At 70.8% G+C, this 16,938-nt stretch carries 16 protein-coding genes; 8 read left to right on the forward strand and 8 right to left on the reverse strand.

What is annotated here, in order from left to right; genetic code table 11:
• Positions 1-195 precede the first annotated feature (195 nt).
• Both PXH83_RS04140 and PXH83_RS04145 read left to right on the forward strand, forming a co-directional pair.
• Complete coding sequence (locus PXH83_RS04140) at positions 196-1,731, forward strand: S8 family peptidase (protein ID WP_274556757.1); 1,536 nt, start codon at positions 196-198, stop codon at positions 1,729-1,731.
• Positions 1,732-1,786: 55 nt separating this feature from the next.
• Positions 1,787-3,349: a S8 family peptidase gene (locus PXH83_RS04145; RefSeq protein ID WP_274556760.1), complete on the forward strand. Its 1,563-nt coding sequence runs from the start codon at positions 1,787-1,789 to the stop codon at positions 3,347-3,349.
• A gap of 20 nt (positions 3,350-3,369) precedes the next feature.
• Here the strand turns inward: PXH83_RS04145 and PXH83_RS04150 are convergent, their stop codons facing one another.
• The 7 genes from PXH83_RS04150 to PXH83_RS04180 all read right to left on the reverse strand — a co-directional run bounded on the left by PXH83_RS04150 (position 3,370) and on the right by PXH83_RS04180 (position 10,065).
• Complete coding sequence (locus tag PXH83_RS04150) at positions 3,370-4,137, reverse strand: lysoplasmalogenase (RefSeq protein WP_420803113.1); 768 nt, start codon at positions 4,135-4,137, stop codon at positions 3,370-3,372.
• On the reverse strand, positions 4,134-5,030 hold the full coding sequence (locus tag PXH83_RS04155) for a sterol desaturase family protein (RefSeq protein ID WP_274556762.1): 897 nt from the start codon (positions 5,028-5,030) through the stop codon (positions 4,134-4,136). Before PXH83_RS04155 ends, PXH83_RS04150 begins: the two co-directional genes overlap by 4 nt.
• A gap of 89 nt (positions 5,031-5,119) precedes the next feature.
• Entirely contained in the window at positions 5,120-5,842 is a 723-nt protein-coding gene (locus PXH83_RS04160; RefSeq protein ID WP_274556764.1) for a VIT1/CCC1 transporter family protein, read from the reverse strand.
• Positions 5,843-5,866: 24 nt separating this feature from the next.
• Positions 5,867-7,099, reverse strand: coding sequence for an amidohydrolase family protein (locus PXH83_RS04165; protein WP_274556767.1), 1,233 nt, complete (start codon positions 7,097-7,099; stop codon positions 5,867-5,869).
• Positions 7,096-8,373 (reverse strand): amidohydrolase family protein, encoded by a 1,278-nt coding sequence (locus PXH83_RS04170; RefSeq protein ID WP_274556769.1) that lies wholly within the window; start codon positions 8,371-8,373, stop codon positions 7,096-7,098. The genes PXH83_RS04165 and PXH83_RS04170 overlap by 4 nt, the downstream gene beginning before the upstream one ends.
• Positions 8,374-8,383: 10 nt before the next feature.
• Entirely contained in the window at positions 8,384-9,268 is an 885-nt protein-coding gene (locus PXH83_RS04175; protein WP_274556771.1) for an SDR family NAD(P)-dependent oxidoreductase, read from the reverse strand.
• The gene (locus PXH83_RS04180) at positions 9,268-10,065 is read right to left on the reverse strand and encodes an acetoacetate decarboxylase family protein (protein ID WP_274556773.1); all 798 of its coding nucleotides are present in this window, start codon (positions 10,063-10,065) and stop codon (positions 9,268-9,270) included. The genes PXH83_RS04175 and PXH83_RS04180 overlap by 1 nt, the downstream gene beginning before the upstream one ends.
• 93 nt (positions 10,066-10,158) lie before the next feature.
• Here PXH83_RS04180 and PXH83_RS04185 point away from each other — a divergent pair, with 93 nt between their 5' ends.
• The 6 genes from PXH83_RS04185 (at position 10,159) to PXH83_RS04210 (ending at position 15,612) form a co-directional block, all read left to right on the forward strand.
• A complete protein-coding gene (locus PXH83_RS04185) occupies positions 10,159-10,812 on the forward strand; it encodes a TetR/AcrR family transcriptional regulator (RefSeq protein WP_274556776.1) in 654 nt (217 codons plus the stop codon).
• A complete protein-coding gene (locus PXH83_RS04190) occupies positions 10,809-11,795 on the forward strand; it encodes a DEDDh family exonuclease (RefSeq protein ID WP_274556778.1) in 987 nt (328 codons plus the stop codon). Before PXH83_RS04185 ends, PXH83_RS04190 begins: the two co-directional genes overlap by 4 nt.
• Before the next feature lie 63 nt (positions 11,796-11,858).
• Positions 11,859-12,092 (forward strand): hypothetical protein, encoded by a 234-nt coding sequence (locus tag PXH83_RS04195; protein WP_214914153.1) that lies wholly within the window; start codon positions 11,859-11,861, stop codon positions 12,090-12,092.
• A 71-nt stretch (positions 12,093-12,163) separates the two neighbouring features.
• Complete coding sequence (locus PXH83_RS04200) at positions 12,164-13,003, forward strand: SURF1 family cytochrome oxidase biogenesis protein (RefSeq protein WP_274562663.1); 840 nt, start codon at positions 12,164-12,166, stop codon at positions 13,001-13,003.
• A gap of 49 nt (positions 13,004-13,052) precedes the next feature.
• Positions 13,053-14,852 carry a glycoside hydrolase family 15 protein gene (locus tag PXH83_RS04205; protein WP_274556781.1) on the forward strand — a complete coding sequence of 600 codons (1,800 nt, stop codon included), beginning with the start codon at positions 13,053-13,055 and terminating at the stop codon, positions 14,850-14,852.
• A 4-nt stretch (positions 14,853-14,856) separates the two neighbouring features.
• Positions 14,857-15,612 (forward strand): SDR family oxidoreductase, encoded by a 756-nt coding sequence (locus tag PXH83_RS04210; protein WP_274556783.1) that lies wholly within the window; start codon positions 14,857-14,859, stop codon positions 15,610-15,612.
• A 740-nt stretch (positions 15,613-16,352) separates the two neighbouring features.
• On the opposite strand, the gene amaP is transcribed toward PXH83_RS04210, so the two are convergent.
• Complete coding sequence (amaP, locus tag PXH83_RS04215; protein WP_274556785.1) at positions 16,353-16,931, reverse strand: alkaline shock response membrane anchor protein AmaP; 579 nt, start codon at positions 16,929-16,931, stop codon at positions 16,353-16,355.
• Positions 16,932-16,938: the final 7 nt, after the last annotated feature.

The following is a 16,938-nucleotide window of genomic DNA, read 5'->3' on the forward strand; positions in this document are numbered from 1 at the left end:
CCTCACTGGTGGGGGACGGTGGTGCGTGTCTCCCTGTCAACGGCACGGGTCGCGCGACGACTCGGTTCAACGTCGGCCATTATCTTTTCCCAACTCGTTGATACGAATGCATGATCGGCGCTAGCTTCACTCGTCACGTACCCGCTCTCGCGCACCCCGCGCAAGGGCGGCTTTCAAAGATGATGTGGAGAACCCATGGCTCATCTGGGATCCAGACGGCAGCGCAACCTGGCACTGCCCCTCGGACTGGCTCTCACGGCGTCGCTCGGCTTCCTGCCTGGAGCGATAGCCACCGCGGCACCTCTCGAAGACCCGGTTGCGGCCACGGCCGCCGCCACAGGCCCGAAGCTGTCGTACGTGGTGAACACCAACGGTGGCCACGGCACGACCGCTTCGGTGAAGAGGGCGATCGTCAGGGCCGGCGGCACCGTGGTGAAGGCGTACGAGCAGATAGGCGTCATCGTCGTCCACTCGCAGAACCCCGACTTCGGCAAGCAGATACGCATGGCGAAGGGTGTGGCGTCGGCCGGTGCCACCCGCACCGCGCCGCTCACCCCGGTCGCCACCACCGAAGAAGGCACCACGCAGAAGCTGTCGGCGGCCGAGGCCGCGAAGGCGGCCGAGGCGGCGGAGCCCGGGCAGGAGCCGCTGGAGGCCAACCAGTGGGACATCCGCGCCATCGGTGCGGACAAGGCCGCCGAGATCAATGACGGCAGCAGCAAGGTCACCGTCGGCGTGATCGACACCGGTGTCGACGACACGCACCCGGACCTCGCCCCGAACTTCTCCAAGTCCCAGTCGGCCAACTGTGTCGGCGGCGTGGCGGATTCGTCCGAGGGCGCCTGGCGTCCGTACGCCGACGGCAGTGACCACGGCACCCATGTCGCCGGTACGATCGCCGCCCCGCGCAACGGGCTCGGCGTCACCGGTGTCGCGCCGGGCGTCAAGCTCGCCGGTATCAAGGTCAGCGAGCCGGGCACCAGCCTCTTCTTCACCGAGGCCGTCGTGTGCGGTTTCGTGTGGGCCGCCGAGCACGACATCGACGTGACGAACAACAGCTATTACGTCGACCCGTGGATGTTCAACTGCAAGGACGACCCGGACCAGAAGGCCCTCCTCGACTCCCTGACGCGCGCCACGAAGTACGCGGAGCGCAAGGGCGCCCTGAATGTCGCGGCGGCGGGCAACTCGAACTTCGACCTCTCGGCCGACGAGATCCTCGACGACTCCAGCCCCAATGACACCACCCCGGCCGACCGGCTCATCGACCCGTCCGAGTGCTTCGACGTGCCGACTCAGCTGCCGGGTGTCGTGACGGTGACCGCTACGGGCGACAAGAACGTCAAGTCGTACTATTCCAGCTTTGGTTACGGTGTCGCCGATGTCGCGGCCCCGGGTGGCGACAAGTACCAGATCCCGGCCACGCCCGACGCCAACGGCCGGGTCCTGTCGACCGTCCTGAACGGCGGCTACGGCTACAAGCAGGGCACTTCGATGGCCACCCCGCACGTCGCGGGCGTAGCCGCGCTGCTGAAGAGCGCGCACCCGAAGGCGACTCCGGCGCAGCTCCAGGCGCTGCTCAAGGCGCAGGCCGACAACCCGGGCTGCCCGAGCCACGTCTACGACGCGGCCGGCAAGTGGGTCGAGGCGACCACGTGCGAGGGCGACAAGAACTACAACGGTTACTACGGCTTCGGCGTCGTCGACGCTCTCGACGCCGTCAAGAGGTGACCGGCCGGCGCTCCGTCCCATTCCGCTCCGCCCACTTCAGCGAACCGGAGATCTCATGACGCCGCACCGCACCCTGCGGTCCAGCCGTACCGTGGCCATATCCGCGGGCATGGCCATCACCGCCGCCCTCGCCTTCCTGCCGGGCACCGCATCGGCGACATCGGCCGACGCCACCGGCGCGACAGGAATGGCAGATGCCCGGTCCGCGGTCGCCGAGGCCGCGGGGACGCCGCTCAGTTACGTCGTCAACGTCCGCCCGGGACACGGCAACGCGTCGAAGGTGAAGCAGGCCATCGGCAAGGCCGGCGGCACGATCGTCCAGGCGTACGACCAGATCGGCGTGATCGTCGTCCACTCGTCGAACGACGCGTTCGCGAAGACGATGCGCAAGGTGAAGGGCGTCCAGTCGGCGGGTGCCACCCGTACCGCGCCGCTGCCCGCCCAGTCGACGAAGGATGTCGGCACGCCGAAGGCGCTCACCGGCGCGCAGCTGGAGGCGGCGTCCGCGGACGCCGTCGCTGGTGAGGACCCGTTGCAGCCGCTGCAGTGGGACCTGCCCGCCATCAAGGCGGACAAGGCCCACGAGAAGTCGCTGGGCAGCAGGGACGTCACGGTCGCCGTGATCGACACGGGTGTCGACGACACCCACCCGGACCTCGCGGCGAACTTCGACCGCGAGGCGTCGGTCAACTGCGTGTCCGGCAAGCCGGACACGACGGACGGCGCCTGGCGCCCGTCGGCGGAGGAGAGCCCGCACGGCACACATGTGGCGGGCGAGATAGCCGCCGCGAAAAACGGTGTCGGGGTCACCGGTGTCGCACCGGGCGTCAAGGTGTCCGGCATCAAGGTGTCCACTACGGCCGGTTTCTTCTACACCGAGTCGGTCGTCTGCGGCTTCGTGTGGGCGGCCGAGCACGGCGTCGATGTGACGAACAACAGCTATTACACCGACCCGTGGATGTTCAACTGCAAGGACGACCCGGACCAGAAGGCGCTGGTCGACGCCATCGTCCGGGCGTCGCAGTACGCCGAGAAGAAGGGCGCGGTGAACGTCGCCGCGGCCGGCAACTCGAATTACGATCTCGCGGCGGACTCGATCAAGGACACGACGAGCCCGAACGACACCACACCGGTGCCGCGCGACATCGACCCGAGCGAGTGCCTCGACGCTCCGACCCAGCTGCCGGGCGTCGTCACCGTCGCTTCGACGGGTGCGAAGGGCCTGAAGTCGTCGTTCTCGAACTACGGTCACGGTGTCGTCGACATCGCGGCTCCGGGCGGCGACAGCACGGCGTACCAGAAGCCCGCGCCGCCGGCGGTCAGCGGGTTGATACTGGGCCCGATTCCGGGCGGCAAGTGGGGCTACATGGCCGGTACGTCGATGGCCTCCCCGCACGTCGCGGGCGTAGCGGCGCTCATCAAGAGCACGCACCCGCACGCCTCGGCGAAGCGGATCAAATCCCTCCTGGCGAGCCAGGCGGACGAGACGGCCTGCACCGACCCGTACGACATCAACGGCGACGGCAAGATCGACGCGGTGTGCGAGGGCGGTAAGAACTACAACGGCTTCTACGGGGTCGGCATCGCCGACGCGCTGGACGCCGTGACCAAGAAGTAGGTCGCTTCACGACTTACGCGTTACGAGTGCGCGGGCCGCCCGGTCTCTCCGGGCGGCCCGTCTCGCGTCACGGCCGCCCCGTCGCCGGGAGCCGGGGCCGCCCGCCGCGCGAGTACGCCCATGGCCAGCAGGCACTGCGCTGCCACGTAGGTGAGCATGATCCAGAAGTCGGGTGCGGGCAGCTGTGGCCATTCGGCGACGCCGGTGGCGATGAGGGTGTCGGAGAGCAGGAAGAGCGCGCCGCCGAGCCCGGCGTACAGCCCGAGGCCGCTCGCTCGCCACGCCATGGCGGTGAGCAGCAGGCTGTATCCGGCCACCGGGATGCGCAGTTCGGCGGGGAGGTCGGGCCACAGGAGCGCGACGGTGGCGACGAGGGCGACGGCGTATCCGGCGCCGAGGAGCGGGGACGTGTGGCTGACGCCATTACTTCGTTGACGGCTGCGCCCGAACAGTGCGAGATAGCAGACGTGACCGGCGGCGAAGGAGCCCATGCCGGCCATGAACGCCGGCTCGGCGTCGGAGAGCAGGGCGACGTCGCCGCCCCACCCGAACAGCAGGGCCGCGACCAGCAGTCGGGGTGCGCCGCGCAGCATGGCGTACGCCGCGAGGAGCGGCATCAGCAGCGGTTTGGCGATCAGGTGCCCGGCGTCGGCCCCGGCGACGAGCGAGCCGAGGTCCGCGAGGGCCACGAGGCCGAAGCCGAGGAGCAGCCCCCGGGCCCACACCTCGCGCCGGTCGCGGACGCGGGCGCCGTCGGGCCGGCCCCCGGGCGTGGCGGTGGCGCTCACGCGGTGCGCCCCGCGGCGGCTTCCTGCGCCTGACCCTGGCTGGCAGCCGAGGCCGGCTCCGCCGGGCGTGGCTGCCAGCCGGGGCCGCGGAAGATCCGGCCCGCCCGCTCGCGCCAGGTGGCTGCCGCTCGTACGTCGCGGGCGATGGCGGCGTACTCGTGGGTGGCGACGCGCAGCGGGTTGTAGGTGTCGATGTTCTTCGTCAGGCCGAAGACGGGCCGCTCGGTCTCGGCCGCGAAGGAGCGGAAGAGCCGGTCCCAGAGGATCAGGATGCCGCCGAAGTTCCGGTCCAGGTAGCCGCCTTGGGAGGCGTGGTGGACGCGGTGGTGGGACGGCGTGTTCAGGACGTACTCGAAGGGGCGCGGCAGCTTGTCGACGCGCTCGGTGTGCACCCAGAACTGGTAGACGAGGTTCGCGGAGGAGCAGAACGCGAGCGCGGCCGGATGCACACCGCACGCGATCAGCGGCACGTAGAACGGCCAGACGGTGAGCGTCGTCCAGGGCTGGCGCAGGGCGGTGGTGAGGTTGAACTTGCGGCTGGAGTGGTGGACGACGTGGCAGGCCCAGAGAATGCGGATGACGTGGTGGCCGCGATGCGACCAGTAGTAGAAGAAGTCCTGCGCGAGGAGCATCAGCGGGATCGTCCACCACAGGACGGGGACGCGGGCGGGCGTGAGTTCGTACACGGCCATGTAGATCGCGACGATCGGGATCTTCCAGAGGAGATCGAACGCGATGCTGCCGAGCCCCATGCTGACGCTGGTGACGGCGTCCTTGGTCTCGTACCCGGCGGCATCTTCGTCGGGATGGAGGCGGTAGCTCACTATTTCGAGCGCGGTGAGCAGTACGAAGGCGGGTATCGACCACAGCACGACATCGGGCAGGTTCGGCATGCCCGCACGATAGAGGCGCAGGTGAGCGCTCGGCTAGGGGTTGTTACCGCCAAGTATGTAAGACGTGATGTCAGCGACTCCGCTACCCCCTAGATGCCCGCCGCCCCCAGCAGCGACCCAGCCCCGTACGTCACCGCCATCGCCAGCGCCCCGCCCGCCACGTTCCGTACCACCGCCGGTCTCGGCGGTGCCGCGCCCAGGCGGGCGCTGCCCCAGCCCGTCAGGGCCAGGGCGATCAGAACCGAGACCACTGTGACCTGGAGGCGCCAGGACTCGGGCGGGAGGACGATCGCGAGGAGAGGGAGGAGGGCTCCGACCGTGAAGGCGACGAAGCTGGCGGCCGCCGCGTGCCAGGGGTTGGTGAGCTCGTCGGGGTCGATACCGAGTTCCACGCGCGCGTGCGCGCGCAGCGCGTCGCGTTCGGTGAGCTGTTGCGCGGCTTCGCGGGCCACGTCCGGGGAGAGGCCGCGCCCGGCCAGCAGCTCTGTCAGTTCGTCGAGTTCGGCCTCCGGCTGTTCCCGGAGCTCCCGCTTCTCCTCGGCCAGCGCCGCCTTCTCGGAGTCGCGTTGCGTCGACACCGATACGTACTCCCCTGCCGCCATCGACATCGACCCGGCCAGCAGTCCGGCGAGGCCCGCCGTCAGCAGCGCGGCGCGCTCGTCCGTCGCGCCCGCGACGCCGACGACGATGCCCGCCGTGGAGACGATGCCGTCGTTGGCCCCGAGCACCCCGGCGCGCAGCCAGTTCAGGCGCGTGCCGAGGCCGCCGCCGTGGGCCGCGTCAGCCGCTTCATGGGGTACTGGTTCAGTCACTCGGGGAGGGTCTCACCCGCACGCTCACCACACGCGGACCGACCCGCCCGGTGCGAAGGCGGGGCTGGTCGCGTCCGGCGGGATCTCCTTCAGGGGCTCGGCGATCTCCGCGACGGTGGGTCCGGTCTTCGCCGCGATGCGGTCGAGTGCGGCGAGATCGAAGCCGTACACGCAGGCCGCGTTGCCGCCCGCCATGGCCGCGACCTCCTCGCGCGGCAGGCCCGCGTACGCGATCCGAAGGCCCTCGCGCGAGTACGGAGTCGTGCCCTCGTCGTGGGGGTAGTCGGAGCCCCACATGATCTTGTCGAGGCCGATCCGGTCGCGGAGCGGCACCTCGTGCGGGCGCATGAAGCTGGCGCCGACGAAGCAGTTGTCCCGCCAGACCTCGCCGGGGCCCTTGCCCATCGAAGCGGCAAGGCCCGACCCGAACTTGGACTCGGCCGTGGAGGCGCCACGAGTCTCTGCCGCCACCAGGCGCGAGTGGTAGTAGTCCAGCATCTCGATCACCCCCGGGATCCAGCCCGAACCCTGTTCGGTGAGGACGAGTTTCAGGCCGGGGTGACGTCGGAAAGCGCCGCCGAAGATCAGGTGCCACAGCGCCCGGTGCGAGAACCACGTCGTCTCCACCATGAAGACGGCGCGGGCCGCCGGTTCGTCACCGAGCGGCGGGGACGCGGACCCGCCGTGGTGGTTGACCGGTACGTCCAGCTCTTCGCACACCGCCCAGATCGGGTCGTACATCTGCGAGTACAGCTCGGGCATGCCGCAACCGGGCGGCGTGCCGGGCAGCAGGATGCCGCCCATGAGGCCCGCCGCCTTGGTGCGGCGGATCTCGCGTACCGCTTCGTCCACGTCGTTGAGGAGGATCTGCGCGACACCGGCCCGGCGGCCCGGAGCGGCGTCGCAGAAGTCGGCCAGCCAGCGGTTGTGCGCACGCAGACCCGCCCAGCGCTGCTCGTACTCCGCCTGCGAGGGCGCCGGGGCCATGAGTGAGGCGGAGGGGAAGAAGGGCGGGATGGTGTTGGGGAAGACGACTTCGGCGACGATGCCGTCGGCCTCCAGCTCGGCGAGGCGGCGTGCGGAGTTCCAGTTGCGGTCGGCGGTGTCGGCCAGGAGGTCCTCGTACGGATTGACGTACGCCGCAGCCCAGGCGTCGAAGTCGTCGTGGTGCCTCTTCTCCAAGTACGGCTTGTAGTCAAGGAGATCGGCGCCGGCGTGACAGTCGGCCGAGATCACCGTGTAGCGGTCCGACGTCATGGCGAGACCCCCAGCACCGGGAAGTCGTGGTCGGTCAGCCAGTGGCGGCCCACCTCACGCGACCTGGCCCACGACGCTTCGACCGGCCCCTGGTCGTCGGGTTGGCCCAGCTCCTCCGGCGTCGGGCCGATCCGCCGTGCGAGCGGGGCGAGTTTCACCGTGTCGAAGCCGAAGACGTCGGCGGCGGCGAGGCCGAGGATGCGGCGGGTCTCGGTCACCGGGATGTCGTGGAAGGTCCTCTTCAGCCACGCACGCGTGTCGGGCCAGGTGCCCTCCGGGTGCGGGAAGTCGCTGCCCCAGAGGATGTTGTCGACGCCGATCTCGTAACGCTGGGCAAGTTCGCGGCGCTTGGTGTTGGTGGCGCAGATGAAGACCTGCCGGTCCAGGTACTCGCTGGGCGGGCGCTTGAGCTCGGCGAACGGGGAGAGCTTCTTTCCGCCGTGCGCGCCGAGGTAGAGGCGGTCCATGAACCACAGCTGGTTCGGCAGCCACCAGCAGCCCGACTCGGCGACGCCGAACTTCAGGCCCGGGTGGCGCTCGAAGACGCCGGACCAGAGCAGGAACCACAGCGGCCTGGCCGGCCACCACGTCACCTCGGACACGTAGATGCCCAGGTGGTCGCCGTACTCGTGGCGGGGCGCCGCCCCCGAGTGGGTCACGACCGGCATGCCTGTCTCGGCCGCCGCCGCCCACACCGGGTCGTAGCGCCGGTCGTGGTACGGCGCCTTGTCGACCCACATCGAGGGGATCATCAGTGCGCCGAGCCCGGACTCCTTGGCCCGGTGGATCTCGGCGACGACCCGGTCCACCTCTCCCGTGACGGGGAGGAGTGCGACCCCGCAGTGGCGTTCGGGATTCTGGGCGACGAATTCGGCGAGCCAGCGGTTGTGCGCCTGCGCGCCCGCCATGCCCAGCTCGGGGTCCTGGTCGCCGGAGAGGCCGAGGCCGACCCCGAAGGGCGCGGCGGTCTGGCTGTCGACGGCATCGGCGTCGGGGAAGACGACCTCGGCGGCCACCCCGTCGCCGTCGAGCTCCTTGAGGCGCTGGGCGGTGTCCCAACCGCCGCGCAGCCCCTCCTCGTTGTCCTGGAACCATTTGGCGGCGAAGGCTTCGTTGCGTACGCCCAGGCGCGTCATCTCCGCGCGGCGGGCATCGCGCTGCCCGAGGAATTCGTCGAAGTCGCGGTGGAAGGCGCTGTCCAGATAGGGCCGGTACTGCTCGGTCGGCAGCCCGGCGTGGCAGTCGGAGGAGATGATCAGGTACGGGTCTGTCATCGCACGTCCCTCAGTCCAGGATGAAGCTTTCCAAGTACGACGGGTTGGCGCGGTCGAGCATCGACTGCGACCTCGCCCGGATCTGCCGGTCGCTGTGCTCGCTCGCCGGAAGCATCCAGAAGCGGTCGGCCCGGATCCCGTCCACGACGGCATCGGCGACCTGCTCGACCGGCGTGAACTCGATCTCGTGCCCCGCATCCTTCATTGCCGCCTCCCACTGGCCGAGGCTGCGGTAAGGAGTCTTGCGAGGCCGCTCCTTGGCGTACCGCTCGAGCCGGTTCCTGTGCGACTCCCACAGTCCGGTGCGGAGCATGTGCGGACCGGGGAAAAGCACCGACGCGCCCACCGGCACGCCCTCCGCCTTCAGGTGGGCGTACAGCGACTCGGTCATCGTCACGACGGCCGCCTTGGTGACGGCGTACACGGAGGCGGTGGGCAGTGGCGCGATGCCGCCGTCGGCCGACGACGTGTTGACCACATGGCCCGGCTCGCCGCCCGCGATCATCCGCGGTAGGAAGGCCTGGATGCCGTGGAAGACCCCCCACACGTTGACCGCGAACGCCCACTTCCAGTCGTTCGGTTCGTGCTCCCACATGCGGCCCTCGGCGCCCGACCCGACGCCCGCGTTGTTGCACAGCACGTGCACCGCGCCGAAGGTGTCGTACGCCGCGTCCGCGAGCGCGACGACGGACGCGCGCTCGCTGACGTCGACGGCGTGGGCCAGCACCTGCGCGCCCTCCTCGCGGAGTCCGGCCGCCGCCTTCTCCAGCGCGGCCTCCTCCACGTCCGCGAGGACGACCTTGAGGCCTTCGGCCGCGAACCGGCGGGCCATCGCGAGCCCGATGCCGCTCGCCGCGCCCGTGACGACGGCGACCTGCCCTTCCGCCGGCCGCATCAGACGCTCCCTTCCGGCGGGCCGTCGAGGATCTGCTGCGGGTCGTCGTAGCGCTGGTGGATGTACGGCAACAGGGCCTGCGCGCTGACCCGTTCGGCCACCCGGCCCTTCTGGTCGGTGGTCTTCTCGCCGACGGTGATGCTGACGACGCGGCGTACGGGCAGGTCGGCGACGGGGTCGTACATCGACTCGCGCAGCACCACATCGCCCACGATCCGCTCCAGCTTCCGGACCTTCTCGTTGCGGGTGCAGTGCACGAGGACCGGGTCGGCGTCGAAGCCCCGCCCGTCAACCGCCGGCAGGAACTTGAAGTAGAAGTCCACCTTCTCCACCGGCTCGGGCAGCGGAAGCGGCCCGTCCACCGCGCCCCGCACCTCGACGAACGCGATGCCGTGCCGCGCGAGGGCCGCTCGTACGACCAGACCGTCGCGCTCGACGCTCACCTCGCCCAGCTTCTTCGGCTCGCCGAACACCTCGCGGCCGCCGATGAGCGCCCGCTCGTGGGTCATCGGCATGACGAGGGGGTACCAGCCGGTGATCCCGTCGTGGACGGCCGCGACCGCCACCGAACCGGCGCCCAGAGGATATCCGGGCAGGTCGACCTTGCTGATGTTCGCCCGTACGAGCGCACTCCCGTCGGGCTTGAGCGGCGGCGGCAGTACGGCCGCCACCGCGTCCGGGTCGCTCTCCCAGACCGCCACCACACCGGTCGACCAGATGTCGGGGAGCTTGGTGCCGGCCTCGCGCGCGGCCCTGATCTCGGCCTCGGTCCGCGCGCCGTACCGTACGCGTGCCATGTCGTACCTGCCCTTCGTCGGTAGCCTGTAACACAGTTACACCGAGGGCGATGAACGGTAAAGAGCCGTGCACGTACGAGAATTGGGGGCTCCATGCCACGCACCGCCCTGACCCGCGAAGAGGTCCTGGAAACCGCCGCGGCTCTAGTGAAACAGCACGGTCCGGCGTCCCTCACGATGCGCAAGCTCGCGGCCGAGCTGGGCACCGCCGTCACCTCGATCTACTGGCATGTCGGCAACCGCGAGTCGCTCCTCGACGCCCTCGTGGAGCGCACCGTGCAGGAGATGGGCGCCATCCGCCCCACCGGCCGCACCCCGGCCGCCCGCATCGTCTCCGTCGCCCGCACGCTCCGCCGAGAACTGCGCGAGCGCCCGCACCTGATCGCGATGGTCCACGAACGCGGCCTCACCGAGCGGATGTTCCTGCCCGCCCAGCAGGCCCTCGTCCACGAGATGCACGCGGCGGGCCTGCGCGGCGCGGCCGCCGCCGAGGTCGTACGGGCGGTCCAGTTCCAGGCCGTCGGACACGTCCTCGTCGAACGCAATCGCGAACGCGCCCCCGTTCAGCACCCGGGCGAGGAGGAACTGTGGGACGCCGAGACCGCGGAACACGACCCGGCGCTGGCCCGCGCGCTCGCCCGCCCCGCCGATTCCGAACGGCTCTTCGTCAACTCCGTGAGAGCTCTGGTCGATGGTCTGCTCACCCGGGATGACCGGGCTGTCAGTGGGGGCCCGTATCCTCAGTGACCATGCTCGAAGACCACTCGACAGCAGCGCCGTGGCCGACCGCCTACCCAAAGGGGTACGCGGTCGTCGACGTGGAGACCACCGGACTCGCGCGCGACGACCGGATAATCTCCGCTGCCGTCTACCGGCTGGACTACCGGGGGGACGTCGAGGACCACTGGTACACGCTGGTCAACCCGCAGCGCGACCCGGGCCCCGTCTGGATCCACGGACTGACCAGTGACGTCCTCGGCGGCGCTCCGCTCTTCCCGGAGATCGCGGCCGAGCTGTCCGAGCGGCTCGACGGGCGGGTGCTCGTCGCGCACAACGCGATGTTCGACTGGTCGATGATCGCCAGGGAGTACGCGCGCGCCGAGCGCACCGCACCCGTCCAGCAGCGGCTGTGCACCATCGCGCTCTCCAAGGAGCTCCGACTCCCCCTGCCCAACCACAAGCTGGAGTCGCTCGCCGCGCACTTCGGCGTCGTACAGCAGCGGGCGCACCACGCTCTCGACGACGCGCGCGTGCTCGCCGAGGCGTTCCGGCCGAGCCTGCACGCGGCGGCGCAGGGCGGCGTACGACTGCCGCTGCTGGAGTGCCGACCGCTCACCGAATGGTCGGATTCGCCCGCTACACCCCGAATTGGGTACCAGGCGTCGTACGGAGGATCAAGCAGCCCGGCGAGCTGGCGCCCGTCGCGCAAGCGCCCGGCCTGCCCGTATCCGAACCCCGGGCGGTACGAGCCGGGGAAGCTGCTGAAGCAGGGGATGCGGGTGGCGTTCTCCGGGGACACCTCCGTGGACCGCGAGCTGCTGGAGGATCGGGCGATCGAAGCGGGGCTGCACGTCGCGACGAGTGTGTCGCGGCTCACGAGTCTGCTCGTCACCAACGACCCCGACTCCGCCACCTCCAAGACGGTCAAGGCCAAGTCCTTCGGCACTCCCGTCGTCGACGAGGCCGCCTTCACCCAGCTGCTGCGGGACGTGACCCCGGCAGACGGGTGATTGCCGAAGACTCGCCCGGCGACCGCTCGCACCGCCGCCGCCCACCGTCCCACCCTGTGGCGCATGGCACGTTGCGAAGTATGCGGAAACGACTACGGCATGTCCTTCGAGGTGCACGCGCAGGGCGCGGTGCACGTCTTCGACTGCTTCTCCTGCGCCATCCACCGGATGGCGCCCATCTGCGAGCACTGCCGGTGCCAGATCATCGGCCACGGCGTGGAGGCGAACGGACACTGGTACTGCTGCGCGCACTGTTCGCGCGCGGAGGGGAAGGTGGGCATCGTCGACCACGTCTGAACCGGCTCCACCGCCCTTCTCATCCGCCCCCGCCTTCCGGACACCCCATGGCCGAGTTGTACGGTCATGGGGTGTACCGCTTCCTGTTGTCCCGGCAGTGGGTGATCCTCACCCTCCTGATGCTCGCTCTCATCCCCACGATGACCGAGCTGGGGTTCTGGCAGCTGCACCGTCATGAGCACCGGGTCGCGCAGAACAAGCTGATCGCCGACAACCTGAAGGCGAAGCCCGTCCCTGTGGGCGACCTCACCTCCCCCGGACACACCGTCCCGCGCGCCGACTACTGGCGCCGGGTGACCGCCACGGGGACGTACGACACCGCGCACGAAGTCGTCGTACGCCGCAGGACCTCCGCCGACGACAAGGTCGGCTACCACGTCCTCACCCCGCTGGTCCTCGGCGACGGCCGCGCGGTGCTCGTCAACCGCGGCTGGATCCCCTTCGGCGCCGACCAGCAGGCCTTCCCCAAGATCCCGGCCGCCCCCAAGGGCGAAGTGACCGTCACCGGACGCCTCAAGGCCGACGAGACGACGGCCGGCAGCGGCATCAAGGACCTGAGCGGACTGCCGCCCCGGCACATCATGCTGATCAACAGCGAGCAGCAGGCGAAGACCCTCTCCCGGCCCGTCCTCGGCGGCTACATCGAGCAGATCGAGCCCGTCCCGGCGGGCCCGAAGCCCGAGCTCGTCCCCTCCCCCGACGCGGACTCCATCGGCCCGCACATGGCGTACGCCGTCCAGTGGTGGCTCTTCGCCGCGGCGGTGCCGGTCGGCTGGGTCGTTCTCGTACGCCGGGAACTGCGCGACCGGGCGGAGGCCGCGGTGGCCGGCGACAGCGGTACCGACGACAGCGGCGGCGGTGACGCGGGCGGTGGCGACGCACCGGCGGAGCCCGCCGCCGCGAACGCCTGACCGTAACCGCACCCGCTTAGCCCCCCGCCTGTGCGGGAACACGGTTGGCGTGACCCAACTCATCGAGGACTACGCGCTCATCGGGGACCTCCAGACGGCAGCGCTGGTCGGCAGGGACGGCTCCATCGACTGGCTCTGCCTGCCCCGCTTCGACTCGGCGGCCTGTTTCGCCGCGCTGCTCGGTGACAAGGACAACGGCCACTGGCGCATCGCCCCCAACGGCGCGGGCAACTGCACCCGCCGGGCCTACCGGGGCAACACCCTCGTCCTGGAGTCGGTCTGGGAGACCCGCTCCGGCACGGTCAAGGTCACGGACTTCATGCCGCAGCGCGACAAGGCCCCCGACGTCGTACGGATCATCGAGGGCATCTCCGGCACGGTGTCGATGCGCTCCACACTCCGGCTGCGCTTCGACTACGGCAGCATCGTGCCGTGGATGCGCCGCTCGAAGGGCCACCGGGTGGCCGTCGCGGGGCCCGACGCCGTGTGGCTCCGCAGTGGTCCCGAGGACCGGGTGAAGACGTGGGGCCAGCAGTTCAGCACCTGCTCGTCGTGCACCGTCGCCGAGGGCGAGCGGATCGCGTTCGTCCTCACCTGGCACCCGTCGCACGAACCGCAGCCGGAGTTCATCGACCCCTTCGAGGCGCTCGAACACAGCGTCGAGGACTGGGAGGAGTGGTCGTCGCGCTGCTGCTACACCGGTCCGTACGCCGAATCCGTACTGCGCTCCCTCATCACCCTCAAGGCCCTGACGCACGCCCCGACCGGCGGCATCGTCGCCGCCCCCACCACCTCGCTCCCGGAGGAGATCGGCGGCGTACGCAACTGGGACTACCGCTTCTGCTGGCTGCGCGACTCCACCCTCACCCTCAGCGCCCTCGTCTCCGCCGGCTACCTCGACGAGGCCGCCGCCTGGCGCGACTGGCTGCTGCGGGCGGTGGCGGGCGACCCCGCCGACCTCCAGATCATGTACGGAATCTCCGGCGAGCGCCGGCTTCCCGAGGTGGAACTGCCGTGGCTGCGCGGGTACGAGGGGTCCGCCCCCGTCCGTATCGGCAATGAAGCCGTCAAGCAGCTCCAGCTCGACGTGTACGGAGAGGTCATCGACTCTCTCCACCTGGCCAGGTCTTCGGGCCTGGTCACCAAACCGCACGCCTGGAACCTGCAGCTCAGCCTGCTCGGCTTCCTCGAATCCACATGGCGCGAGCCGGACGAGGGCCTGTGGGAAGTCAGAGGGCCGCGCCGCCATTACGTGCACTCCAAGGTGATGGCATGGGTCGCGGCCGACCGGGCCGTACGCGCTCTGGAGGAGCATCCGGCGCTGCGCGGCGACGCCGACCGGTGGCGGGTGATGCGCGACGAGGTGCACAGGGATGTCTGCGAGAAGGGGTTCGACCCGGAGCGCAACACCTTCACGCAGTCGTACGGCTCCGCCGAACTGGACGCCGCCACGCTGCTCATCCCCCGGCTCGGCTTCTTGCCGCCCGACGATCCGCGGGTCCTCGGCACGATCGAGGCGGTACGGACCGGGCTCGCTCACAACGGGTTCATCCGCCGCTACACCACGGACCGCAGGGACCGTATCGCGGTCGACGGGCTGCCCGGCTTCGAAGGGGCCTTCCTGGCCTGCTCGTTCTGGCTGGTCGACGCGCTGCGGCTGACCGGGCGCGAGAAGGAGGCCCGGGAGCTCTTCGAACGGCTGCTGTCGCTGCGCAACGACGTGGGGCTGCTGGCCGAGGAGTACGACGCGGCCACCGGGCGCCAGCTCGGCAACTTCCCCCAGGCCTACAGCCATATCGGACTGGTCGTATCGGCCCTCGCCCTGGCAGGGGAAGAGACGGCAGGATAACCCCATGGATCTTGAACTGAAGGACCGCGTGTACGTCGTCACCGGAGCCAGCCGTGGGCTCGGCTTCGCCTCGGCGCGGCAGCTGACGGAGGACGGCGCGAAGGTCGTCCTCACCGGCCGCGACGAGAAGGCGGTCGCGGACGCCGCCGCCGAACTCGGCCCGAACGCGGTCGGTATCGCCGCGGACAATGCCGACCCCGGGGCGGCTGAGCGCCTGATCGGCGCTGCCCGTGCGCACTTCGGGCGGTTCGACGGCATCCTCATCAGCGTCGGCGGACCTGCGCCGGGAAGCGCCGCCGACAACACGGACGAGCAGTGGCAGGCGGCCTTCGACTCCGTCTTCCTGGGCGCGGTACGGCTGGCACGCGCCGCGGCCTCCTCGCTCACTGAGGGCGGAGTCATCGGCTTCGTCCTGTCCGGCTCCGTCCACGAACCCATCCCCGGCCTCACCATCTCCAACGGCCTGCGGCCGGGCCTGGCCGGCTTCGCGAAGTCGCTCTCCGTCGACCTGGGCCCGCGCGGCATCCGCGTCGTCGGCCTGCTGCCGGGGCGTATCGACACGGACCGGGTGCGCCAGCTCGACGCGCTCTCGGGGGACGGCGACGCGGCGCGGGCGAGGAGCGAGTCCCGCGTACCGTTGCGCCGCTACGGGAGGCCGGAGGAGTTCGGCAGGGCGGCGGCGTTCCTGATGTCGCCCGCGGCGTCGTACGTGACGGGCGTGATGCTCCCGATCGACGGCGGCGCACGCCACGGCTACTGATTCCCCGTGCACCCCTCGCACCGCTCAGCCCTGGCGGGCTTCCCGGGCTTCGGGGCACTGCGCCGGACTCCGTCCGCCGGGCCGTGGCGCCGGGCCGCACCTGCGGGCCGGTAGCTGGTGCCCCGGCCTGCGGCCGGGCCCGGCCCCACCCCGCCGCGCCCGTGCGCGGGGGCGAATGCTCGGTTACCACCCCCGGTGAGCAGCTCAGCATCGTTGGAGGCCGTCGGCCGGTGGGTGGTACCCGGCCTGCGGCCGGGGCCTGCCCCGCCGCGCCCCGTGCCGGGGGGCGACTGGTCGGTTACCGCCTCCGGGTGGGCAGCTGCTCAGCGCCGTTGACGGCCGTCGGCCGGTGGGTGGTATCCGGCCTGCGGCCGGGGCCTGCCCCGCCGCGCCCCGTGCGGGGGGGGGCGACTGGTCGGTTACCGCCTCCGGTGGGCAGCTCAGGCCGTTGGCAGCCGTCGGCCGGTGGGTGGTGGGTGGTGGGAGCAAGGGCACCGTAAGCGTCAGGGGCGCGGCCGCTCGCGGCACAGAGCGTCGCGTAACCAGGGTGGGGCCTCGCCCGTGCGGGTAACACCCCCTGAGCCCGGCCCCGCCGCGGAGCAGCACCCCGATCAGCCGGCCCGTCCGGAGATTGAGGACCGGGGTCTGGGGCGGAGCCCCACCACGCGGCGGCAGCCGCAGAATGTCACAGCGGGAAAGGGCGGGGTGGCGGAAGTTGCTGTCGGCACGCCACACTCGCGTCAAGTCACGCGTTGCGCACGGTGTTTGACTTCCCTCAGGCGGATCTCCGCCGGCAGCGTCTCCAGCCCCGCCGAATCCCGCGCCCGCGCCAGCGCCTCCCGCGTGACGCCCGACAGCGCCGCCGCCGGTTCCGCGTACGGCGCGAGGGTCAGGGTGATCCGGGCCCGGGGCATGGTCCGGCGGCCCGTCAGCCTTACGCGGGCCCGCTCCACCCCCTCCACCGCCTCCGCATCGCTCGCGAGCACCGCCTCCAGCGCCCGCCCCCGTAGCAGCGCCCCCTCGCCGTCGCCGCTGTCGACCAGCACCTCCGCCAGCCGCGAGCGGCGCAGCTGGGCCAGCAGCCACCACAGTGCGAGCAGGACCACCGCGGTGAGAACCGCGAAGACCGTGGGCCACCACCACGTCTCGTCCCGCCACCGCTTACGGCCCGACTCGCTCAGCAGTACGTCGTCAGGCCCGTCGAACGGCCACCAGGACGGTACGGAGAGCCCGGCTCCGGCGGCGAGCACCGCGCCGCCGACGGCGATCAGTACCAGGCCCGCGAGCCCGAGCAGGACACGGTTGGCCTTCTTCGGCATCACCCCG

The sequence above is a fragment of the Streptomyces spiramyceticus genome (assembly GCF_028807635.1).
Classification (GTDB): domain Bacteria; phylum Actinomycetota; class Actinomycetes; order Streptomycetales; family Streptomycetaceae; genus Streptomyces; species Streptomyces spiramyceticus.